The 17,287-nt window shown below is 69.9% G+C and carries 16 protein-coding genes and 3 pseudogenes; 6 read left to right on the forward strand and 13 right to left on the reverse strand.

Annotation, left to right across the window (positions count from 1 at the left end; genetic code table 11):
* Positions 1–110: 110 nt before the first annotated feature.
* Positions 111–1,517 carry an NAD(P)-binding domain-containing protein gene (locus tag ACFV9M_RS39770; protein ID WP_385078328.1) on the reverse strand — a complete coding sequence of 469 codons (1,407 nt, stop codon included), beginning with the start codon at positions 1,515–1,517 and terminating at the stop codon, positions 111–113.
* A gap of 110 nt (positions 1,518–1,627) precedes the next feature.
* Between ACFV9M_RS39770 and ACFV9M_RS39775 the strand changes: the two genes are divergently transcribed.
* The 3 genes and pseudogenes from ACFV9M_RS39775 (at position 1,628) to ACFV9M_RS39785 (ending at position 3,636) form a co-directional block, all read left to right on the forward strand.
* Entirely contained in the window at positions 1,628–2,689 is a 1,062-nt protein-coding gene (locus ACFV9M_RS39775; protein WP_385078331.1) for a flavin-containing monooxygenase, read from the forward strand.
* 42 nt (positions 2,690–2,731) lie between these two features.
* A complete protein-coding gene (locus ACFV9M_RS39780) occupies positions 2,732–3,106 on the forward strand; it encodes an ArsR/SmtB family transcription factor (protein ID WP_385078333.1) in 375 nt (124 codons plus the stop codon).
* A 25-nt stretch (positions 3,107–3,131) separates the two neighbouring features.
* A pseudogene (locus ACFV9M_RS39785) lies at positions 3,132–3,636 on the forward strand (GNAT family N-acetyltransferase).
* Positions 3,637–3,640: 4 nt separating this feature from the next.
* On the opposite strand, the gene ACFV9M_RS39790 reads toward ACFV9M_RS39785, so the two are convergent.
* Genes ACFV9M_RS39790 through ACFV9M_RS39800 form a run of 3 tightly spaced genes read right to left on the reverse strand, consistent with a single transcriptional unit; the run spans position 3,641 to position 6,119 of the window.
* Positions 3,641–4,699: an ArsO family NAD(P)H-dependent flavin-containing monooxygenase gene (locus ACFV9M_RS39790; RefSeq protein WP_385078335.1), complete on the reverse strand. Its 1,059-nt coding sequence runs from the start codon at positions 4,697–4,699 to the stop codon at positions 3,641–3,643.
* A complete protein-coding gene (gene arsB / locus ACFV9M_RS39795; protein WP_385078337.1) occupies positions 4,696–5,814 on the reverse strand; it encodes an ACR3 family arsenite efflux transporter in 1,119 nt (372 codons plus the stop codon). The genes ACFV9M_RS39790 and arsB overlap by 4 nt, the downstream gene beginning before the upstream one ends.
* Positions 5,811–6,119, reverse strand: a complete 309-nt coding sequence (locus ACFV9M_RS39800) for a metalloregulator ArsR/SmtB family transcription factor (protein WP_346150640.1) — start codon at positions 6,117–6,119, stop codon at positions 5,811–5,813. The genes arsB and ACFV9M_RS39800 overlap by 4 nt, the downstream gene beginning before the upstream one ends.
* A gap of 95 nt (positions 6,120–6,214) precedes the next feature.
* On the opposite strand from ACFV9M_RS39800, the gene ACFV9M_RS39805 reads away from it, so the two are divergent.
* Both ACFV9M_RS39805 and trxB read left to right on the forward strand, forming a co-directional pair.
* Positions 6,215–6,637 (forward strand): arsenate reductase ArsC, encoded by a 423-nt coding sequence (locus tag ACFV9M_RS39805; protein ID WP_385078358.1) that lies wholly within the window; start codon positions 6,215–6,217, stop codon positions 6,635–6,637.
* Positions 6,634–7,608, forward strand: coding sequence for a thioredoxin-disulfide reductase (gene trxB, locus ACFV9M_RS39810; RefSeq protein WP_385078340.1), 975 nt, complete (start codon positions 6,634–6,636; stop codon positions 7,606–7,608). The genes ACFV9M_RS39805 and trxB overlap by 4 nt, the downstream gene beginning before the upstream one ends.
* A gap of 214 nt (positions 7,609–7,822) precedes the next feature.
* On the opposite strand, the gene ACFV9M_RS39815 is transcribed toward trxB, so the two are convergent.
* A complete protein-coding gene (locus ACFV9M_RS39815) occupies positions 7,823–8,047 on the reverse strand; it encodes a hypothetical protein (RefSeq protein WP_385078343.1) in 225 nt (74 codons plus the stop codon).
* A 128-nt stretch (positions 8,048–8,175) separates the two neighbouring features.
* Between ACFV9M_RS39815 and ACFV9M_RS39820 the strand changes: the two are divergent.
* Positions 8,176–8,550, forward strand: a pseudogene (locus ACFV9M_RS39820) (transposase); the annotation flags it as partial.
* Here ACFV9M_RS39820 and ACFV9M_RS39825 read toward each other — a convergent pair.
* From ACFV9M_RS39825 to ACFV9M_RS39860, 8 genes and pseudogenes are all read right to left on the reverse strand, one after another.
* A pseudogene (locus ACFV9M_RS39825) lies at positions 8,510–9,481 on the reverse strand (integrase); the annotation flags it as partial. The pseudogenes ACFV9M_RS39820 and ACFV9M_RS39825 sit on opposite strands and share 41 nt — an antisense overlap.
* A gap of 7 nt (positions 9,482–9,488) precedes the next feature.
* A complete protein-coding gene (locus ACFV9M_RS39830; protein WP_385078345.1) occupies positions 9,489–10,208 on the reverse strand; it encodes a hypothetical protein in 720 nt (239 codons plus the stop codon).
* Positions 10,205–12,502 carry an XRE family transcriptional regulator gene (locus tag ACFV9M_RS39835; protein ID WP_385078348.1) on the reverse strand — a complete coding sequence of 766 codons (2,298 nt, stop codon included), beginning with the start codon at positions 12,500–12,502 and terminating at the stop codon, positions 10,205–10,207. The genes ACFV9M_RS39830 and ACFV9M_RS39835 overlap by 4 nt, the downstream gene beginning before the upstream one ends.
* A gap of 59 nt (positions 12,503–12,561) precedes the next feature.
* Complete coding sequence (locus ACFV9M_RS39840; protein WP_332886824.1) at positions 12,562–12,888, reverse strand: helix-turn-helix transcriptional regulator; 327 nt, start codon at positions 12,886–12,888, stop codon at positions 12,562–12,564.
* Positions 12,885–14,009 (reverse strand): tyrosine-type recombinase/integrase, encoded by a 1,125-nt coding sequence (locus ACFV9M_RS39845; protein WP_385078351.1) that lies wholly within the window; start codon positions 14,007–14,009, stop codon positions 12,885–12,887. The genes ACFV9M_RS39840 and ACFV9M_RS39845 overlap by 4 nt, the downstream gene beginning before the upstream one ends.
* A gap of 128 nt (positions 14,010–14,137) precedes the next feature.
* Positions 14,138–15,286 (reverse strand): hypothetical protein, encoded by a 1,149-nt coding sequence (locus ACFV9M_RS39850; RefSeq protein ID WP_385078352.1) that lies wholly within the window; start codon positions 15,284–15,286, stop codon positions 14,138–14,140.
* Positions 15,283–17,016 carry a hypothetical protein gene (locus ACFV9M_RS39855; protein WP_385078355.1) on the reverse strand — a complete coding sequence of 578 codons (1,734 nt, stop codon included), beginning with the start codon at positions 17,014–17,016 and terminating at the stop codon, positions 15,283–15,285. The genes ACFV9M_RS39850 and ACFV9M_RS39855 overlap by 4 nt, the downstream gene beginning before the upstream one ends.
* Positions 17,013–17,183, reverse strand: a complete 171-nt coding sequence (locus tag ACFV9M_RS39860) for a hypothetical protein (protein ID WP_382963855.1) — start codon at positions 17,181–17,183, stop codon at positions 17,013–17,015. The genes ACFV9M_RS39855 and ACFV9M_RS39860 overlap by 4 nt, the downstream gene beginning before the upstream one ends.
* Positions 17,184–17,287 lie beyond the last annotated feature (104 nt).

Consider the following 17,287-nt stretch of genomic DNA (forward strand, 5'->3'; position numbering starts at 1 on the left):
TAGCCCCCCGCGGGGTATGTGCGCCCGCCCCCGGGGGGGCCGGGCGGCGCGGGCCCGCCCCCGGTCCCCCGATCCGGTCGCGGCCCCGCGGGCTGAGGTGTTGAGGTCGGTCACGAGCCGCAGCAGCCGCCCGCCGGAGCCTCTTCGGCCGCCATGGCGCCGACGGCCGCCGCAGCGGGGGCGCTGAGCTGGACGAGCTGGGGCGCCGGGGCGCAGCAGCCGCCGCTCTGGTCGGATTCGGGGGCGTCGAAGAGGCCGGCGCCGCCGCAGACTCCGGTGTCGGGGAGGGTGAGTTCAACGCGGTCGGCGGAGTCGAGGTCGCCGGCGATGGCGGCGGCCACGGAGCGGACCTGCTCGTAGCCGGTCATGGCGAGGAAGGTCGGGGCGCGGCCGTAGGACTTCATGCCCACCAGGTACACGCCCTGCTCGGGGTGGGAGAGCTCGCGGTGGCCGTGCGGGTAGACGGTGCCACAGGAGTGCTGGTTGGGGTCGATCAGCGGAGCGAGCTCGACCGGGGCCTGGAGGCGCTCGTCGAGCCCGAGGCGCAGCTCGTCAAGGAAGGACAGGTCGGGGCGGAAGCCGGTCAGCACGATGACTTCGTCGACCGGGTTCAGGCGGCGGTCATCCTCGCCGACCAGGACCAGGCGGCCGTCGCCGGTGCGCTCGATCGCCTCGGTGCGGAAGCCGGTGACCGCGTCGGCGTGGCCCTCGTCGACGGCGGCCTTGGCCGCCAGGCCCAGGGCGCCGCGCACCGGGAGCTGGTCGGCTTCTCCGCCGCCGAAGGTGGAGCCCGAGATGCCCCGGCGCAGGATCCACACGCCCTTCGTGCCTGCGCCGTCGCCGGACTTGGCGAGGTCGGCCAGGTAGGCGAGGGCGGTGAACGCGGAGGCGCCGGAGCCGATCACTGCGGTGCGCTTGCCCGCATACCGGGCCCGGACGGCGCGGTCCTTCAGGTCCGGCACGCGGTAGGTGATCCGGTCCGCGGCGGCCTTCTCGCCGAGCGCGGGCAGTCCGCTGCCGCCGGCCGGGGACGGCGTGGCCCAGGTGCCGGAGGCGTCGATGACGGCGCGGGCGAAGAGGCGCTCCTCACGGCCGTCGGCGTGGGCGACGTGCACGACGAACGGCTGGGCCTCGCGGTCGGCGTCCACGATCCGGTCCCGGCCCGTCCGGGAGACGCCGGTGACGGTGGCGCCGGTGCGGACGCGGTCGCCGAGGGCATCGGCGAGCGGCTGCAGGTAGAGGTCGGCCCAATCGCCGCCGGAGGGGTAGGCAGCCGGGTCCGGCCTCGTCCAGCCGGTGGGGGCCAGGAGCTTCTCGGCGGCGGGGTCGACGACCTCGCCCCAGGTGGAGAACAGCCGCACGTGCGACCACTCGCGCACCGCGGCGCCAGCGGTAGGCCCCGCTTCCAGGACCAAGGGCTCGATGCCCTGGTCGAGGAGGTGGGTGGCGGCGGCCAGGCCGGCGGGTCCGGCTCCGATCACGAGGACGGGCAGCTCGGTGGTGGCGGGCGCGTTCACGGCGACTCCTTGAGTGTTTCGACATCTGTCGATGGCTTGCGCGGCCCAGCATGGCGCCTGTATTGATGAGCGTCAACATAGACATTCGTCGAACCCTGGGGGATTCGCTGATGGAGTACATCGACGTCGCCGTGATCGGCGGCGGCCAGTCCGGCCTCGCCACCGCTCACGCGCTGCTGCGGCGCGGGTTGCGGCCGGTGGTGCTGGAGGCGTCTGACCGGGCGGCCGGGTCGTGGCCGCACTACTACGACAGCCTCACGCTGTTCTCGCCCGCCCGTTACAGCTCCCTGCCCGGGATGCCGTTCCCCGGCGCCGACCGCGACCGCTACCCGCACCGCGACGAGGTCGTCGCCTACCTCACCGCCTACGTCGACCGCCTGGACGCCGAGATCCGCACCGGCTGCCGCGTCAGCGCGGTCCACTGCACCGGTGACGGCTTCGCGGTGGAACTGGAGGGCGGCGGCCGGCTGTCCGCGCGGGCCGTCGTCGCGGCCTCCGGGACATTCGGCCACCCGCACCGGCCCGCGCTGCCGGGCCTTCAGGAGTTCACCGGGCAGGTGCTGCACGCCGCCGACTACCGCAGTCCGGCCCCCTTCACCGGTCGCCGGGTGGTCGTGGTCGGGGCCGGGAACTCCGCGGTGCAGATCGCCGCCGAGCTCGCCGAGACCGCACGCGTCACGCTCGCCACCCGCGGGCCGGTGAAGTTTGCAGCCCAGCGCGTCCTCGGTCGCGACTTGCACTTCTGGACGGCCCGCACCGGCCTGGACACCGCACCCCTCGGCCGGCTCCTGTCGCGCCCGCCGGCGCAGCCGGTCCTCGACGAGGGCCGCTACCGGGCCGCCCTGACCGCCGGGCGGCCCGAGCGGCGAGCGATGTTCACCGGCGCCGACGGAACCGAGCTCGTCTGGCCGGACGGACAGCGGGAGGAGGCCGACGCGATCGTGCTCGCCACCGGCTACCGCCCCGACCTGCCCTACCTCGCCTGCCTCGACGGCGCTCTCGACGCCGAGGGGAACCCCCGGCACCGCGAGGGCCTCGCCACCGGTGTGCCGGGCCTGGCGTTCGTCGGGCTGGAATGGCAGCGCAGCCTGTCGTCGAACTCACTGCGCGGTGTGGGCCGGGACGCGGAGCGCATCGCCCGGGGTCTGGCCGCCCACCTCGCAGGCCGGTGACGGAACTCCCCGCACTGGTTCGACATGTGTCAACATAGACGCATGTCGAATGCGAAGGTGCTGCCGCTGCTCGAGCCCGCCGACGGCCAAGGTGTGGTGCCGTGCTGCCCGCCGCTGACCGAGCGCCCGATGACCGCCGAGGAGGCCGAGACGGCCGCGCGGATGTTCAAGGCCCTCGGTGACCCGGTCCGGCTGCGGCTGTTCTCCGCGGTGGCCTCGCACGAGGGCGGGGAAGCGTGCGTGTGCGACATCTCCGACGTCGGCGTCTCCCAGCCGACCGTGTCCCACCACCTTAAGAAGCTCAAGGGGGCCGGGCTGCTCACCTCCGAGCGGCGCGGCACCTGGGTCTATTACCGGGTCGAGCCGTCGGTGCTCGCGGCGATGGGCAAGCTGCTGACGATGCCGGCCGCGGCCTGACCGGGACGGGGAGGGGGACGTCGTGGTGAGCGGATCTGCGAGCGCGGTGATCGTGCCGCTGGCGCCGGAGCACGCGGGGCAGGTGCTGGCTATCTATCAGGCGGGGATCGACGAGGGGAACGCCACCTTCGAGACCGTCGCGCCGACCTGGGAGGCGTTCGATGCGGCGAAGCTGCCCGAGCACCGCTTCGCCGTGCTCGACGAGAGCGGGGCGATGCTGGGTTGGGTGGCCGCGAGCCGGGTCTCCGACCGGTGCGCACGCGGGGGTGGTCGAGCACTCCGTCTACGTCCACCCGGACGCCCGCGGCCGCGGCGTCGCCTCCGCGCTGCTGAAGGCTCTGGTGGATTCCACGGAACGGGCCGGGATCTGGACGATCCAGTCGGGGATCTTCCCTGAGAACACCGCCAGCCTCGCTGTCCACCAGCGGGCCGGCTTCCGTGTCATCGGCACGCGGGAGCGGATCGGGCGCCATCACGGCGTCTGGCGCGACGTCGTCCTCGTCGAACGCCGCAGCCCCGCCATCAGCTGACCGGTCACGACAGGCTGGCGATCGCGCGGACAGCGTCGCGGGCCGGGCGGCCGACGCCGATGAGGGTGGCCGAGTCCGGGCCGGTCCAGTCGCCGTAGCCGAGCAGGTGCAGCCGCGGCTCACCCAGGGCCCTCGTGCCGTCAGTAGGGATGTGCCCGTGCGCACCGCGCAGGTTCAGCGGGGCGAGGTGGGACAGGGCCGGGCGGAAGCCGGTGCACCAAACGATCGCGTCCGCGTCGCTCTGCCTGCCGTCGGCCCACCGGACACCGGTTGCCGTGAGCTGCGCGAACATCGGCTTCGCGGCCAGGAGTCCGGCGACGCGGGCCGCACGGACAGGCGGCACGGCCACGATGTCGCCGAGCGAAGCCACCCCGCCGGTGTCGGTGCGGCCGGCGTCCAGGGCACGGCGGCGGGCGGTGGCGACATCGAACAGGGCCCGGCCGTCGATGTCGTCGGGGAGGAACCGCGGCGGGCGCTGGGTCACCCACGTCCCCTCGACACGGCCGTCCAGGGCGAGGTCGGCGGCGATCTGGGCGCCGGAGTTCCCGCCGCCGACCACGATGACGCGCTGGTCGGCGAAGTCGGCCGGACAGCGGTAGTTCACCGTGTGCAGCTGCCGCCCGGTGAAGACCGATCTGCCAGGGACGGCGGGCAGGAACGGCCGCGACCAGCTGCCGGTGGCGCTGATGACCGCACGGGCCCGCCACGTGCCGGAGTCCGCTTCGACCAGGAGCCGGTCTGCGTCGCGGCGTACGGCGTCCACGCGGGTGCCGCGCTGGACGGGCAGGTCGTAGCGCTTCTCGTAGTCGGCGAGGTAGTCCACCACGTGCCCCGCGCCCGGGTACGTCTCGCCCGCCTGGGCGGGCATAAGGCGGCCGGGCAGCGAGGAGTGCTCCGCCGGGGAGAACAGGTGCAGCGAGTCCCGCATGTGCTGCCACGACCCGCCCGGCGCCGCCCCCTCGTCCAGGATCACGAAGTCCAGAGCCTGGCGGCGCAGGTGGTAGCCGGCGGCGAGCCCTGCCTGGCCGCCGCCGACCACCACCACATCCGCGCGCTGCGTCACGGGGCCGTCGTCACCGCGTCGGCAGCGAACTTCTTCCGCCAGGCGAGCGCGACGTAGACCAGGCCGATCAGCACCGGCACTTCGATGAGCGGGCCGACGACGCCGGACAGGGCCTGGCCGGAGGTGACACCGAAGGTGGCGATGGCAACCGCGATGGCCAGCTCGAAGTTGTTGCCCGCCGCAGTGAACGCCAGGGTCGTGGTGCGGTCGTAGGCCAGGCCCAGGCCCTTGCCGAGCAGGAAGGTGCCGAAGAACATGACCGCGAAATACACCAGCAGCGGCAGCGCGATCCGGGCGACATCCAGCGGCTGCGACGTGATGGTCTTCCCCTGGAGGGCGAAGAGGATGACGATCGTGAACAGCAGTCCGTACAGGGCCCACGGGCCGATCTTCGGCAGGAACTTCGCCTCGTAGGCGGCGCGGCCCATCTTCTGCTCGCCGATGCGACGGGTCAGGAAGCCGGCCAGCAGCGGGATGCCGAGGAAGATGATCACGTTCAGCGCGATGTGCCAGACGGACACGTCCAGGCCCTGGCCGTCGCCGAGGTTCATCCACCGGGGCAGCAGGTCGAGGTAGAACCAGCCCAGCAGGCCGAACGCGATCACCTGGAAGACGGAGTTCAGGGCGACCAGGACGGCGGCGGCCTCACGGTCGCCGCAGGCGAGGTCGTTCCAGATGATGACCATGGCGATGCAGCGGGCCAGGCCGACGATGATCAGGCCGGTGCGGTACTCCGGCAGGTCCGGCAGGAAGATCCAGGCCAGCGCGAACATCACCGCCGGGCCGACGATCCAGTTGATGACGAGCGAGGAGATCAGCAGCTTGCGGTCGCTGGTCACGCGGTCGAGCCGGTCGTAGCGAACCTTCGCGAGGACCGGGTACATCATCACGAGCAGGCCGAGGGCGATCGGCAGGGAGATCCCGCCGATCTCGATCTTCGCGAGGGCGTCGTTCATGCCCGGGATGATCCGGCCCAGGCCCAGGCCGACGGCCATGGCGAGCAGGATCCACACCGCGAGGTAGCGGTCGAGTGTGGAGAGCTTCCTTACGATCGAGTCGGCCCCGGCCGTCTCGGCACTCTGGGCGCGGGCGGTGGTGGGCTCGGTGGAGGTCACGGGCAGGCCCTCTTGTTCTCGGCGGCAGTGCGGGCGGAGGCGGCGAGTTCGGCGAACTGCTCGGAGAGCCCGGCCAGGACCTCGGGCTTGAGCTTGTAGTAGGTGAAGCGGCCGCACGGCTCGGTCTCCACGATCCCGGCCTCGCGCAGCACCTTCATGTGGTTGGACAGGTTGGTCTGCTTGGCTCCGGTCTCCTCGACCAGGTGCGTCGTGCAGAGCGTCTCGCGCGCCAGCAGGGTCACGATCTGAAGGCGGAGCGGATCGCCCAGCACCCGGATCACATCAGGATCGACTGAAGTCAGCATGCACTGATACTCTCACATCATCGCTCGCTGATACCAGCGAGGGCTGAAGTCATTGGCGGCTGGGTTCCGCCATGCGACGAGAGAGAACCATCACCATGGCCGACAAGCCGTCCGTCCTGTTCGTCTGCGTCCACAACGCCGGCCGCTCCCAGATGGCCGCCGCGTGGCTGACCCACCTGGCCGGAGACCGCGTCGAGGTCCGCTCCGCCGGCTCCAACCCCGGCGACCGGGTCAACCCGGCCGCCGTCGAGGCCATGGCCGAGGTCGGCATCGACATCTCCGCCGAGACGCCGAAGATCCTCACCATCGACGCGGTCCGCGAGTCGGACGTCTGCATCACCATGGGCTGCGGCGACACCTGCCCCGTCTTCCCCGGCAAGCGCTACCTCGACTGGAAGCTCGACGACCCGGCCGGACAGGGCGTCGAGGCCGTCCGCCCGATCCGCGACGAGATCAAGACCCTCATCGAGGGCCTGATCGCCGAGATCGCCCCGGCGAAGCCGGAGGCGACCGCGTGAGCGAGATACGCGACGTCGTCATCATCGGCTCCGGCCCCGCCGGATACACCGCCGCCCTCTACACCGCCCGCGCCCAGCTGAAGCCCCTGCTGTTCGGCAGCTCCATCTTCGTCGGCGGCTCGCTGACCACCACGACCGAGGTCGAGAACTTCCCCGGCTTCCCCGAGGGCGTCGACGGCCCCGTGCTGATGGACAACATGCGGGCCCAGGCCGAGAAGTTCGGCGCCGAGATGATCGACGACGACATCGTCGAGGTGGACCTCACCGGCGACATCAAGCTGCTCACCGACTCCGCGGGCACCGTCCACCGTGCGAAGACGGTGATCATCGCCACCGGCTCCGGCTACCGCAAGCTCGGCCTGCCTCACGAGGACGAGCTGTCCGGTCGCGGGGTGTCCTGGTGTGCGACCTGCGACGGGTTCTTCTTCCGCGACCGCGACATCGTCGTGGTCGGCGGCGGCGACACCGCCATGGAAGAAGCCACCTTCCTCACCCGCTTCGCCCGCTCCGTCACCGTCGTCCACCGCCGCTCCACCCTGCGCGCCTCCAAGGTCATGCAGGACCGGGCGTTCGCCGACGACAAGATCTCCTTCGCTTTCGACAGCGAGATCGCCGAGATCAAGGAGACGAACGGCATGCTCGGCGGCGTCGTCCTGCGCGACGTCTTCACCGGCGCCACCCGCGACCTCGATGTCACGGGGCTGTTCATCGCCATCGGCCACGACCCGCGCACCGAGCTGTTCACCGGCCAGCTCGAACTCGACGGCGAGGGCTACATCCAGGTGGCCTCCCCGACGACGCGTACAAGCCTGCCCGGGGTGTTCGCCGCCGGCGACGTCGTCGACCACACCTACCGCCAGGCCATCACCGCCGCAGGCACCGGCGCGGCCGCGGCCCTGGACGCCGAGCGCTACCTCGCCGCCCGCGGCACGGCCGAAACCGAGCCGGCAACCGCTGCCGTCCCAGCCTGAGCGGTACTCGCAGCCGGGGCCGTCCGGAAGCTCCAGGCGGCCCCTCGAGCTCGGCAACTGGTCCGTCGACATCGTCGCCCACGTCCAGTCGAGCCAAGCCAAGGACTACGTCCGCGAGCTCAATGGCGCCCTCGCCCCTGGCGGCGCGATCCGGCCGTCCGCGAGTTCATCTCCCGCGAGGAGCTCGGCGTCGCCGCGTGACGGCACGCTCTCCTTAATCGCTGGAGGGGCGGAGCAGGATGACGTTGTCGGGGGCAGGCTGGTCGTGGTCGCCGGGTCGCCGGAGGATGAGGACGGCTGCCGCGAGGGCCATCTGCTCCACTCGATGCCGGGAGGCGGCCTCGGCAGCCCGGGAGTCCTTGAGCGCTTCCTTCAGGCGGACGACCTCTTTGCGAAGCCGCGTTTCGACTTCCGGCGTCTGGTGCGTCTCTATACGCACCCGCGCGTAGAACTCCTCCTTGAGAGGGCGTTAAGTCCCGTTCCTGATGATGTGGTGTCGCTCGTTCGTGGGTGATGGGGCGGTTCCGTCCTCATGTCATGTCGTGTGCATGATGAGGTGTCGCGGACATGGAACGGATGCCGTACGCAACCGACTTGTCCGACGAGCAGTGGGCGTTGATCGAGCCGCTGGTCACCGCGTGGAAGCAGGACCGGGTGGCGCGGTCGGCGACCGGGGACCCGGGCTCCTGCGACCTGCGCGAGGTCGTGAACGCGTTGCTCTACCAGAACCGGACGGGTTGTCAGTGGCGGCTTCTGCCGCACGGCCTTCCGGCCTGGTCGGCGGTGTTCTACTACTTCACCCTGTGGCGCCAGGACGGCCTTGACCAGCGGATCCAGGAGATCCTGCGCTGCCAGGTGCGGGAACGATCCAGACGATTAGAGGACCCGTCCCTGGTGATCATCGACACCGGTCGCCCAGGGGCTGTGGCACGAGGGCTGCCTTCGCATCGAGCCGATCAGCGTGCTCTCGTGCCGCCCGCGCGTGGCTGTCGGTGCGGACCGCGTTGCCGCAGCCGAGCTGGCAGGCGAACTGGTTGGGTGCCGTCGCCCCGGGGTCCGGGTCGCACAGGGCGGTGTCGCGCTTGAAGGCGCAGATGAGGAACGCGTCCGGATTGTCGAAGAGGACGAGGCCGTCGCGCGCGAGGAACTTGGCGGCGGCCTTCGGGGTGGTCAGGGCGCCTTCGAAGCCGGGGATTGAAGCGGCTCCGATGAGAGCCCGCCGAGCGGCGGGACCGGAGATCTTCTCGCCGGCCGTTGCGGCGTCGCGCAGCCGTGCTGCGGTCTGCGCCGCGGCGAGCGCGGTCTCGACGTCGAGCTCCCCGTGGAACCCCCGACGCTCGCGGCTGCCGTAGCCGGTAGAGGTGCGGGCGTCCAAGGCGGTGCGCATGTGCCCGTACTGGATGGCGAGGGCGACCAGGCCGCCGGGGCGGCGGGCGATGTGCCAGGCCAAGGTTCTGCGCAGACGGCTCAGTCCCAGATTGCCGTGCGGGTCCTCCGGCACCGTCTGGGCGGGCAGGCCCTGGGCGGTGGCCTCCTGGTTGATCCATGACACGAGATTCTCGACCCGGCGGCCCAGGCTGGCGCGCTTCAGCGCGCCGTGGTGCTTGCGCTGGCCGATGATGTCGTGGTGGGTGGAGCTGAACAACAGCTCGCCCTTGGGGACGAGGCGTTCCAGGACACGGATGGCGTTCACGACCGGGGTGATCGCAACCCAGGGGACGGGACGCTCCTCACCAGCGGAGATGTGGTGGCCGTCGGAGTCGCGGACGTTCTTGTAGTGATGGGCTCGGATCAGATGCCGTGGCATCGAGCCGTCCTCGTTGGGTTCCGGATCGGGGCAGCAGCCGGACCGCAACGATTGGGCTACTGGCGGGAGGGGGTTATTCCGACCGTGCACTATTCCCTCGGTTGATCGCGGGTTCAGTGCGGCCAGCGCTTGGCGAGCGGCGGGCGGATCCCTCCGGCGTGAAGGTGAAGCCATCTGTGAACAGGGCGCCGCCGGCTCGGAATGCCCAGAGGACGGGTTCGGCATGAACGGAGGCCGCCGACGAGCTTGAACCCGGGACGAAACTGTTCCAGAGGTGGAAGCAGAGCAGGGTGTCGTCACGCCGGTCGGTCGCGTAGCCCAGCGTCTTGGGGTATCGGGGGTTGGTTCCCCCGAAGAGGACCGAGGGCGGACCGAACGCTGTGACGACGTCGCTGAGGAGACGGTCCTTGCGACACCATGTCTCGCTGGTGCGAAGAATTTTGTCGTACTCAGCCGAGGTGAGGGTTCGGTCGAGTCTCAGCCATCCCTGCCTGTGTGCGATCTCAGCGTAGACCGAGGCCACAGCGCCCTCATGTGCATCACCCCAGAGATCCTGGAAGGCTCCGCGAACGCCGGTGGAGAAGGATGCCCGTCGGGCTTGCAGGTCCTTCAGTTCCTCTCGCCATGCCTGCTCGGCGGCGTCCGCGAACGCCACTGCGTCGAAGTAGAGCCTGAGCGCCGTCTCCCCGCCATACATCCCCGGCCGACGCAAGGCTCCATTCAAGTGCGTGAGCAGGTACTCGCGAACGTCTTGGGCTGTGCGCCCGTCGTTGTGGTCGGTCGTCTCGGTCATCGTTCGTTCTCCTGTTGGTCCGCGGTCCGAGCTGCGAGGTACTCGGCCCAGTCGCGTCGGGCGTAGGCAACCCAGCGGAGCGCGGTGTGGCGATGCATCCCGGTCACGTCGGCGAGGATCGGGCTGGGGAGATCAGCCGCGAGGGCGGCCAGCGCCCCGTTGCGCGCGGTACGAACCGGGATGTCGTGCCGGTTGAGTTTTTGGGTCATGCCGTGCGTTGAGATCGGCTTGCCCGGGACCATGCCCGGGAAGAGCCACTGAGGACCTGGGTGGGCTCGCGAGAGCTGCGGCCGGAGTTGCGGCTGTTCGGCAAGTCGCCGAAGGAGCTCGGCGAGCCGTGGAGGCAGCAGGACGGGGTGGCGGCCCAGGAGCAGGTGGGCGTGCTTGTCACCGAATTTGAGGTGTTCAGGCGTCAGGTGGCAAAGACGTTCGGTGGACAGGCCGAACAGCAGGGTGATCGCGCCGCCGGCCCGGACGTCCGTCGGCAGGGCGTCGTCCGTCAGGCAGCGTTGGAGGAGCCGCCAGCGATCGTCGTCGTCGAGCAGGTCCTGGGGCTCCTGACTCGGGATGGAGGGGACGGTCAGTTCGCGGGTGAGGCGGCGGCTCGTGGTCCATTTCAGGAAGTAGCGGATCAGGTAGCGTCGCTGGCTGGTGGCCCCGGCGATCCAGTCGTCGATGTGTTCCTGGGCAAGGTCGGCGAGGACCAGGCCGCGTTGGTCCATCCAGGCCAGGAAGTCCAGGGCGACGCTGACGCGGCGCCGCAGGTCGCGGTCGGCGGAGGCGGGGTGGCGGCGCATGGCGGCCCGCTGACGGGCGCGTCGGAGCAGGAACCAGTGCAGGAAGGGGCGGGCGAGGCTGGCGTGCGCGGCCGGCTTGTCCGCGAGCTCGTGCTCCAGCCAGCCCGGGATGCGCTCGAGGTCCTCATTGCGTTCCTCCAACACCCCTGTGTGTACTAGGAGTTGGCGGATGTAGCGCTGGTTCCTGCTGGGCGGGAGCTCGTCCAGCAGCTCGTGGCTGAGCTCGTGTCCTTCGGACGCCAGCCGGGCGAGGAGCTTGGTGTTCGGACTCTCCTTGAGCCACTGGATGGCGGGGAACGGTGAGGGAGCGTCTGCCAGCGCGGCCGCGAGCGGTTCCAGCTGCGAGGTGATCGTGCCGTCGGGCCCGGCCAGCAGGGCGTTGACTCGCTCGGCGAGGACACAGTAAGCGCATCGGCCGCGGCTGTGGGGGTTGCCGGTCCGGCCGCACTGCTTGCAGGTGTAGTCGGCGACAAAGCCGACACATGGTCCGCAGACATCGGCGCCGTCGTCATCCCGCGCAATCAGTGGCTGGACCATGCCGCAGCGAGAGCACTCGGCCGGTGAGCGGAGCACGGCGGTGTAGCAGGGCATGCAGACCGGTCCGATCGGCCAACGGGTGTTGACCGGCTTGGTCCGACCGCAGCGGGCGCACGGCTCGCCGGTGCGATGACGCTGGTAGCAGGTGGCGCAGACCGGCTGTCCCTGTTCGTCGCGACTGGCGCAGGGGCGGACTCGGCTGCAGATCGAGCAGGTCGCGTCGGGGCCCTGATAGCAGCCGTCGCAGAGGTCCGGCTGCCCGTCGCGCGCGTTGCGGGCGATGCGCTTGAGCTGTCCGCACCGACCGCAGAGCCGCCGTGGCCGGCGATGGCGGTTGTAGCAGAGGTGGCAGAGTGCGCCGTCGTCGTCAACGAGGGCGGCGGCTGCGGTCTTTCCGCAGCTCACGCAGGTGTGCATGGGGCGTTTCCAGCACTTGATGCATAGCCCTCGGTCGTCGTCCCGGCGTACCACCGGGTGTCGGAGCTGCCCGCATTCGGCGCACTCCTCGAACGTGGTGGGGTCGGCGCGGTAGCAACGATTGCAGATCGGTCCCTCGGGGCGACGGGCGACGACGCGCTGTCCGTCACGGTGGCACCGTGCGCAGGTTTCGCGTTTGCGGCTTCGGGCGTCGCACGAACCGCAGAGGCGCCCCTCAGGGCGGAGTTGCCGCAGGTCAGACCGGATTTTTCCGCAGTGTGCGCATCCGGGACGGACCACAGGGTGCCCGGCATCGTGCAGGGCTTCAGCGAGCCGGAGCAGGACCGGTGGACAGAGCGAGCTGCCTGACGTCAGCGCGTCGGGGTGGGCCGCGAGGTGTCCGGCCAGTTCTTCCAGGTAGCGAGTCGCCCCGCGGGTGGGGATCGGGACCGCGGTCACCAGTGCGGCCTCGGCGTCCTGGCGGACGAGCGACGGCAGAGCCGAGGTGAGGTGGCCGACGGCGGCGGCCGTCGCGGCCTCCAAGCGGGCTGCTTGCGCGGCGAGCCGGGCGACGGTTGACGGAGCAGTCGGAGAGGATGCGCTCACAGGCCCTCCGGCCGCCGGATCGAGGTGCGGCGCACGGCCGGAAGCGGGCCAGGCGTCTCGCCGCCGGCGGTCTTGCGAACCTCTTCGTTGACGACCTGGACCTCGATGAGGTCGTTGGGCTGGCAGCCGAGGATGTCGCACAGAGCCGCGAGGGTGTCCATTGACAGCCGCTGCGGCGGCTGCGTGACCAGGCGGAAGACCTGCTCGCGCGAGAGGTTGACGCCCCGTTCGGCCAGCAGCGGCACCAGGTCGGTGGTCTGGAACATCTCCTGGTCGGCCATGAGCTTGCGCAGGTTCCAGCGGTAGCCCATCTTCTTGATCACTTCGGGTCCTCCCAGATACCGGGGAATCGCTGGTCCAACTTCTTGTGCAGCAGCCGGTTGCGGTACTCGTCCGACACGCCGGTATACAGGGCCGTGGTGCTGGCATAGCCGTGGCCGGCCTGGTCCTGAACGAATCTTTCCGGGTAATCAAATTCGGTCAAATGTGTGATATAGGAATGTCTCAGGCAGTGCAATTCGAGTTCTTCGGGCAGGTCGGCGGCTTGCCTGGCGGCTTCGAAGGCTTCGTTCGCCGACCGGCGTGACAGGCGCCCGGCGTGTTCGGTGACCCAGATCGCAGGGTGCTTCCCCACGTTGAAGCGGGGCCGGACCTCGGTCAGGTAGTGGTCGAGGTCGTCGACGATCCAGTCCATCTCGGGGACGGTGAAAATGGTGCGGCGCTTGGGCGGACTGCCCTTGGAGGACTTGCCCCAGCGCACGAACACCGCTCCGTGGCGCCTGTATTGCGGAGCCTTCGCGTTACGCCGCAGGTCGGCGAGGTCGAGGCCGACGTTCTCCCGGCGCCGCATGCCATAGGCGTAGTAGGTCTTGATCAGGGCGGAGTCGCGCATCGCGGTCAACGCACCTTTGCGGCCGCGCTTTCGGATCTCCTCGACCCGCCCGTCAGCAGCGTCGAACAGGTCCTGGATCTCGTCGTAGGTCAGCGGCCGGCGACTCGGGTCGCCCTCGTACTCACTGACGTGGGTGACGGTGTTCCACTCGTGAAGGATCTGGACCGGCACCTGGCCGAAACGCTCTTGGCAGACGGACATCCAGCCGTAGCGCGGGTCAGTGATGTACTCGCAGAACAGCCGCAGGTGGTTCTGGTAGTTCCGGCCACTCGACACCGTGAACGTCGGTGTCTTCGTCCGCAGATGGTCGATGAACGCCTCGAACTCGGCCGACTGCCAATGCCACGGGTACTGGTTGGAGTACTCGGCGAACCGGCGGACCAGTGACAGCCGTGGCTTGATGGTCCCGTCCCACTTCAGGAAGCGGGCCCGCTGCTGCTTGGTCCACCCCTCCAGCATGGCCTCGAACACGGCAGGTTCGGGGTCCAGGTAGGAGATCCCGTCCACGAGCGTCAGGTGTGCCGCACCCGCCAAATCAGCCGCTTTCGCCACTCCAACCTCCGTTGCGTTAGGTGCAACATTGTTGGGATAGCCTCGGTGGAGCGCAAGAGCCGCTGGTAGATCGCCTGCACGGTGCGAGAAGATGGCGGAGCAGAGGCCCATCACCTGCCGATTCGCGATTACTTGGACCCTGCGGAGTGCTGCATCAGATGCAACTCCGCCCCGTTCTCCTGGGGGCGCATCCCGGTCAAGTACAGGATCACGATGGCGGCGGCCGTGGCCAGGTGCCGTACCAGGATCGGCGTCTCCTCGTAGTCCATGAACTCGCGCCAGGGCCGCCCCTCGATCCGGCCCGTCACCGGCACCTGCATCGGGCTGGGGCCGGGCCGCCGGGCGACGAGAGCACGCAGCCCGCGCCGAAAAGAGAAGTCGTGGACCTGGTTCCAGCTGGCTCCAGTGACCGCGGCGACGTAGTGGTGGGCCAGGGTGATGCCGTGCTTTCGGCTCACGGTGGCGGGTAGGAGGGCCCCGGAATCGAGCAGTGGCTGCAGATAGTTCTTGACGGCTGCCAGGCCCCCTCGGGTGCTCGGGGTGGCCTTCACGCGGGCGTGCATGCGGCGGCGCTCGTCCCAGGCGGCCAGGATGTCGTCGGAGAAGTCCTCGACCAGGCGGATCGACCAGGTCAGCAAGGGGCCGATCACGGTCGGGTCCAGCGGCTCGGTCTTGTTCTCCCCACCTGCCTCCCCGGTGGCGGCCGGCAGGTAGTCGTCGATGCCCTCGCTCTCCCAGGGCGGCTGCGTAACGCCGCAGGGGCTGAAGGACAGCTGGTCGAAGGCCCACAGGTCCGAGAGCCAGCGCAGAATCGTCTGGGCATGATCGCGCGAGCAGCCGCTGGTGCACTTGGCGGCGTACGCCTTCCAGTGCTCCACGGTGCAGTCGCTGAGCCGGGACACCTCTTGCCGATCGAGCCAGCGCGCGAACTTCAACCACTGCAGGATGTTGTCGCGCATGTTGGTCACACCGTCGCGTCCCCGGTTCTGAAAGCCCCGTTCCTGTACGTAGGTGGGGCGCAGCTCGCCGTTGATCAGGATCCAGATGAGGAGCCTGAGCTCGCTGCGCAGGGAGGCGGGGCACCTCCTCAGATTGATCTTGTGGATGCTGTCACCGGGATTGTCGATCAGCGGTCCCATCGACCAGACGTCTTCGCTGTAGCGGGAGTTGGGGTGGGTGTTGCCGGCGCTGATCCACCGGTCCAGGACCACCGGGCTCTCCGGCCCCGGCAGGGGAAGGATGTAGGGATCGGCCTCGAGGGTCAGGGCTGTTGTCACGGGGCGAGGTCTCCCTTGAGCAGGTGGTCGACGATCATGTGGTCGCGGTCGGTGATCCGGGCCAGAGCGGCGTCCCAGGTGCTCTCGTTGACCTTCGTCCGCAGGTCATCGAGCCGTTGGACGTGCTCGTCCCACCGCTTTCGCCAGAGCTTCTCCGGCCAGCTGGAGCGGAGCGATATCAGCTGCCGGCGCAAAAGCGCGAGGCGCGGGTGGTGGCCGGTGTGGACCCGGGAGTTCTCGCAGGACAGGCAGAGCAGGAAGTCGGCGCCGCAGCCCCCGCTCGGGTCCGGCCAAGGGCTGGTCTCCTCGTCCGCGCAGTCCGCGGTCGCGGTCTCCTGGTGGGTCGCATCGGCCGCGTCCGTGAGCCGCCCACTGAAGGTGTAATCGCGGGCCTGTTCGAGGGCTTCCTCGGCGCCGGCAGCGATCACGTCGACCGCGGCCTCCTGGACGTTCTCGTCGGGCAGGACGTAGACGCTCTCGTGGGTGCCGCGTTTGTGCTGCAGTGGCTTGCCCGTGGTGGTGATGGTGGTCCTGCGGGCGCGCTGGAAGGGCGAGCCGATCTTGTGACTTCTCGCCCATACTCGTGCGTCGGCCTTGGACACCCCGAAACACAGCGGGCCGACGTTCCGGGGCCGGTCCAGGTTGGAGTCCACGTCGGTGCGGCGCCGGTTGCGCGCGACCATCAGCAGGTCGTGGCCGGGTGACAGGGCAGCGGCCAGGGCTCGCCCGTGCTGCGTGGCTTCCAGGGCCTGGGTGATGAGCCGGCCGGGCGAGTCCGCGCCGGAGTCGGTGTAGTTCTCCGTGTCGAACCAGCGGCCCTCGCCCGAGCGGCGCTTCTCCACCAGGACCTCGTAGGTGACCGTGGCGGTCTCTCCTGCGGACGGGGTCATGACGGGCACGTGCAGACGGTCGTAGACCGACAGATTCCAGCCGTAGCGGTCCGTCATCATCACGGCCAAGGCCGTCAGCTCCGCCCGGCTCAGGAACAGCCGCCCCGTCGTCTTCCCGCCGTTCTTTCCGCGCAGCAGCCCTTCGGCCCGGGTATAGATCTTCCCCTCCTTGTCCGGGTACCCGGGCAGTTCGCCCGTGGCGGCGACGCACTCGAGGACCGCCCCGACCCTCCAGTCAGGGCTGTCCGGGTCCAGTGCGCCCGACCGGTAGCGGGCGAGCAGCGCGGTGTTCTCCCGGATCCGCAGCAGCGCGGCCCGGAACTGCCGTTCGGCGGCCAGCAGCACCTGGTCGCGCTCCGATGGCCGGTAGGACTGCTTGGACGGCTTGCCCTTCTTCGGAACCGGGCGGGCCAGTTCCTCAGCGGCCAGGCCCTGCGCCAGCCGCGGCTCGCGCTTCAGCAGCGTACGGATCTTGGCCAGGGCCTCGCGCCCGCCGGGAGTGTCCTTGTGGTTGTTGCGCCAGAGCCGGAGCGTGGCCGAGGTGATGTCGCCGAGATCGTCGGCCGGGTGGCCCTGCGCCTTGAGGAACCGGGCGAAGATCTCGATGGACCGCCAGTACGACTCACCGCTCGCGTGGCTGTTCCACCTCATCGACTGCGCAGCGAACGCTCGCGCGAGGGAGGAGCGCATCGGCTGGGGCACGGTGATCGCGGCGAAGTCGAAGACGCGCTTGAAGCCTTCCTTGTTCAGCACGGTGACCTGCAGCCCGTCGGCGGCTATCCGCTCGGTTGCCTGGAAGTCCGGCGGCGGCAGGACCGCCCGGCGGCCCCGCCCGCTCACGATGCCGCCGCGACGGGCCGGGCCTCGACCAGCCGCTCGATGTCCTGGATGCCGGAGGTCTCCCGGGCCAGCCGGGCGAACAGACCGTTCAGGTCCTTCGTCTCGTCCATCTCACCGTGCTCGTCCTCGGTGTCGAAGGCGAGGATCGACTCCAGCTGCAGATGCATGACCGGGCGTAATGGTGACGTCGGGTATTGGAACTGTCCGAATGCCCCTTGAGCCGGCCGTTGCCGCCGGGGTCTTCACGATTGGCAGGCCCGGATCAGAGACG

Origin of the sequence: Streptomyces sp. NPDC059895, from assembly GCF_042731035.1 — a bacterium.
Classification (GTDB): Bacteria; Actinomycetota; Actinomycetes; order Streptomycetales; family Streptomycetaceae; genus Streptomyces.

What these genes read in the sequence shown, in the direction of transcription:
- ACFV9M_RS39775 (WP_385078331.1), top strand. Translation starts at nt 1,628, where the DNA reads ATGGAGTACATCGACGTCGCCGTGATCGGCGGCGGCCAGTCCGGCCTC.
- ACFV9M_RS39780 (WP_385078333.1), top strand. Translation starts at nt 2,732, where the DNA reads ATGTCGAATGCGAAGGTGCTGCCGCTGCTCGAGCCCGCCGACGGCCAA.
- ACFV9M_RS39800 (WP_346150640.1), bottom strand. Translation starts at nt 6,119, where the DNA reads ATGCTGACTTCAGTCGATCCTGATGTGATCCGGGTGCTGGGCGATCCG.
- ACFV9M_RS39805 (WP_385078358.1), top strand. Translation starts at nt 6,215, where the DNA reads ATGGCCGACAAGCCGTCCGTCCTGTTCGTCTGCGTCCACAACGCCGGC.
- ACFV9M_RS39830 (WP_385078345.1), bottom strand. Translation starts at nt 10,208, where the DNA reads ATGACCGAGACGACCGACCACAACGACGGGCGCACAGCCCAAGACGTT.
- ACFV9M_RS39860 (WP_382963855.1), bottom strand. Translation starts at nt 17,183, where the DNA reads ATGCATCTGCAGCTGGAGTCGATCCTCGCCTTCGACACCGAGGACGAG.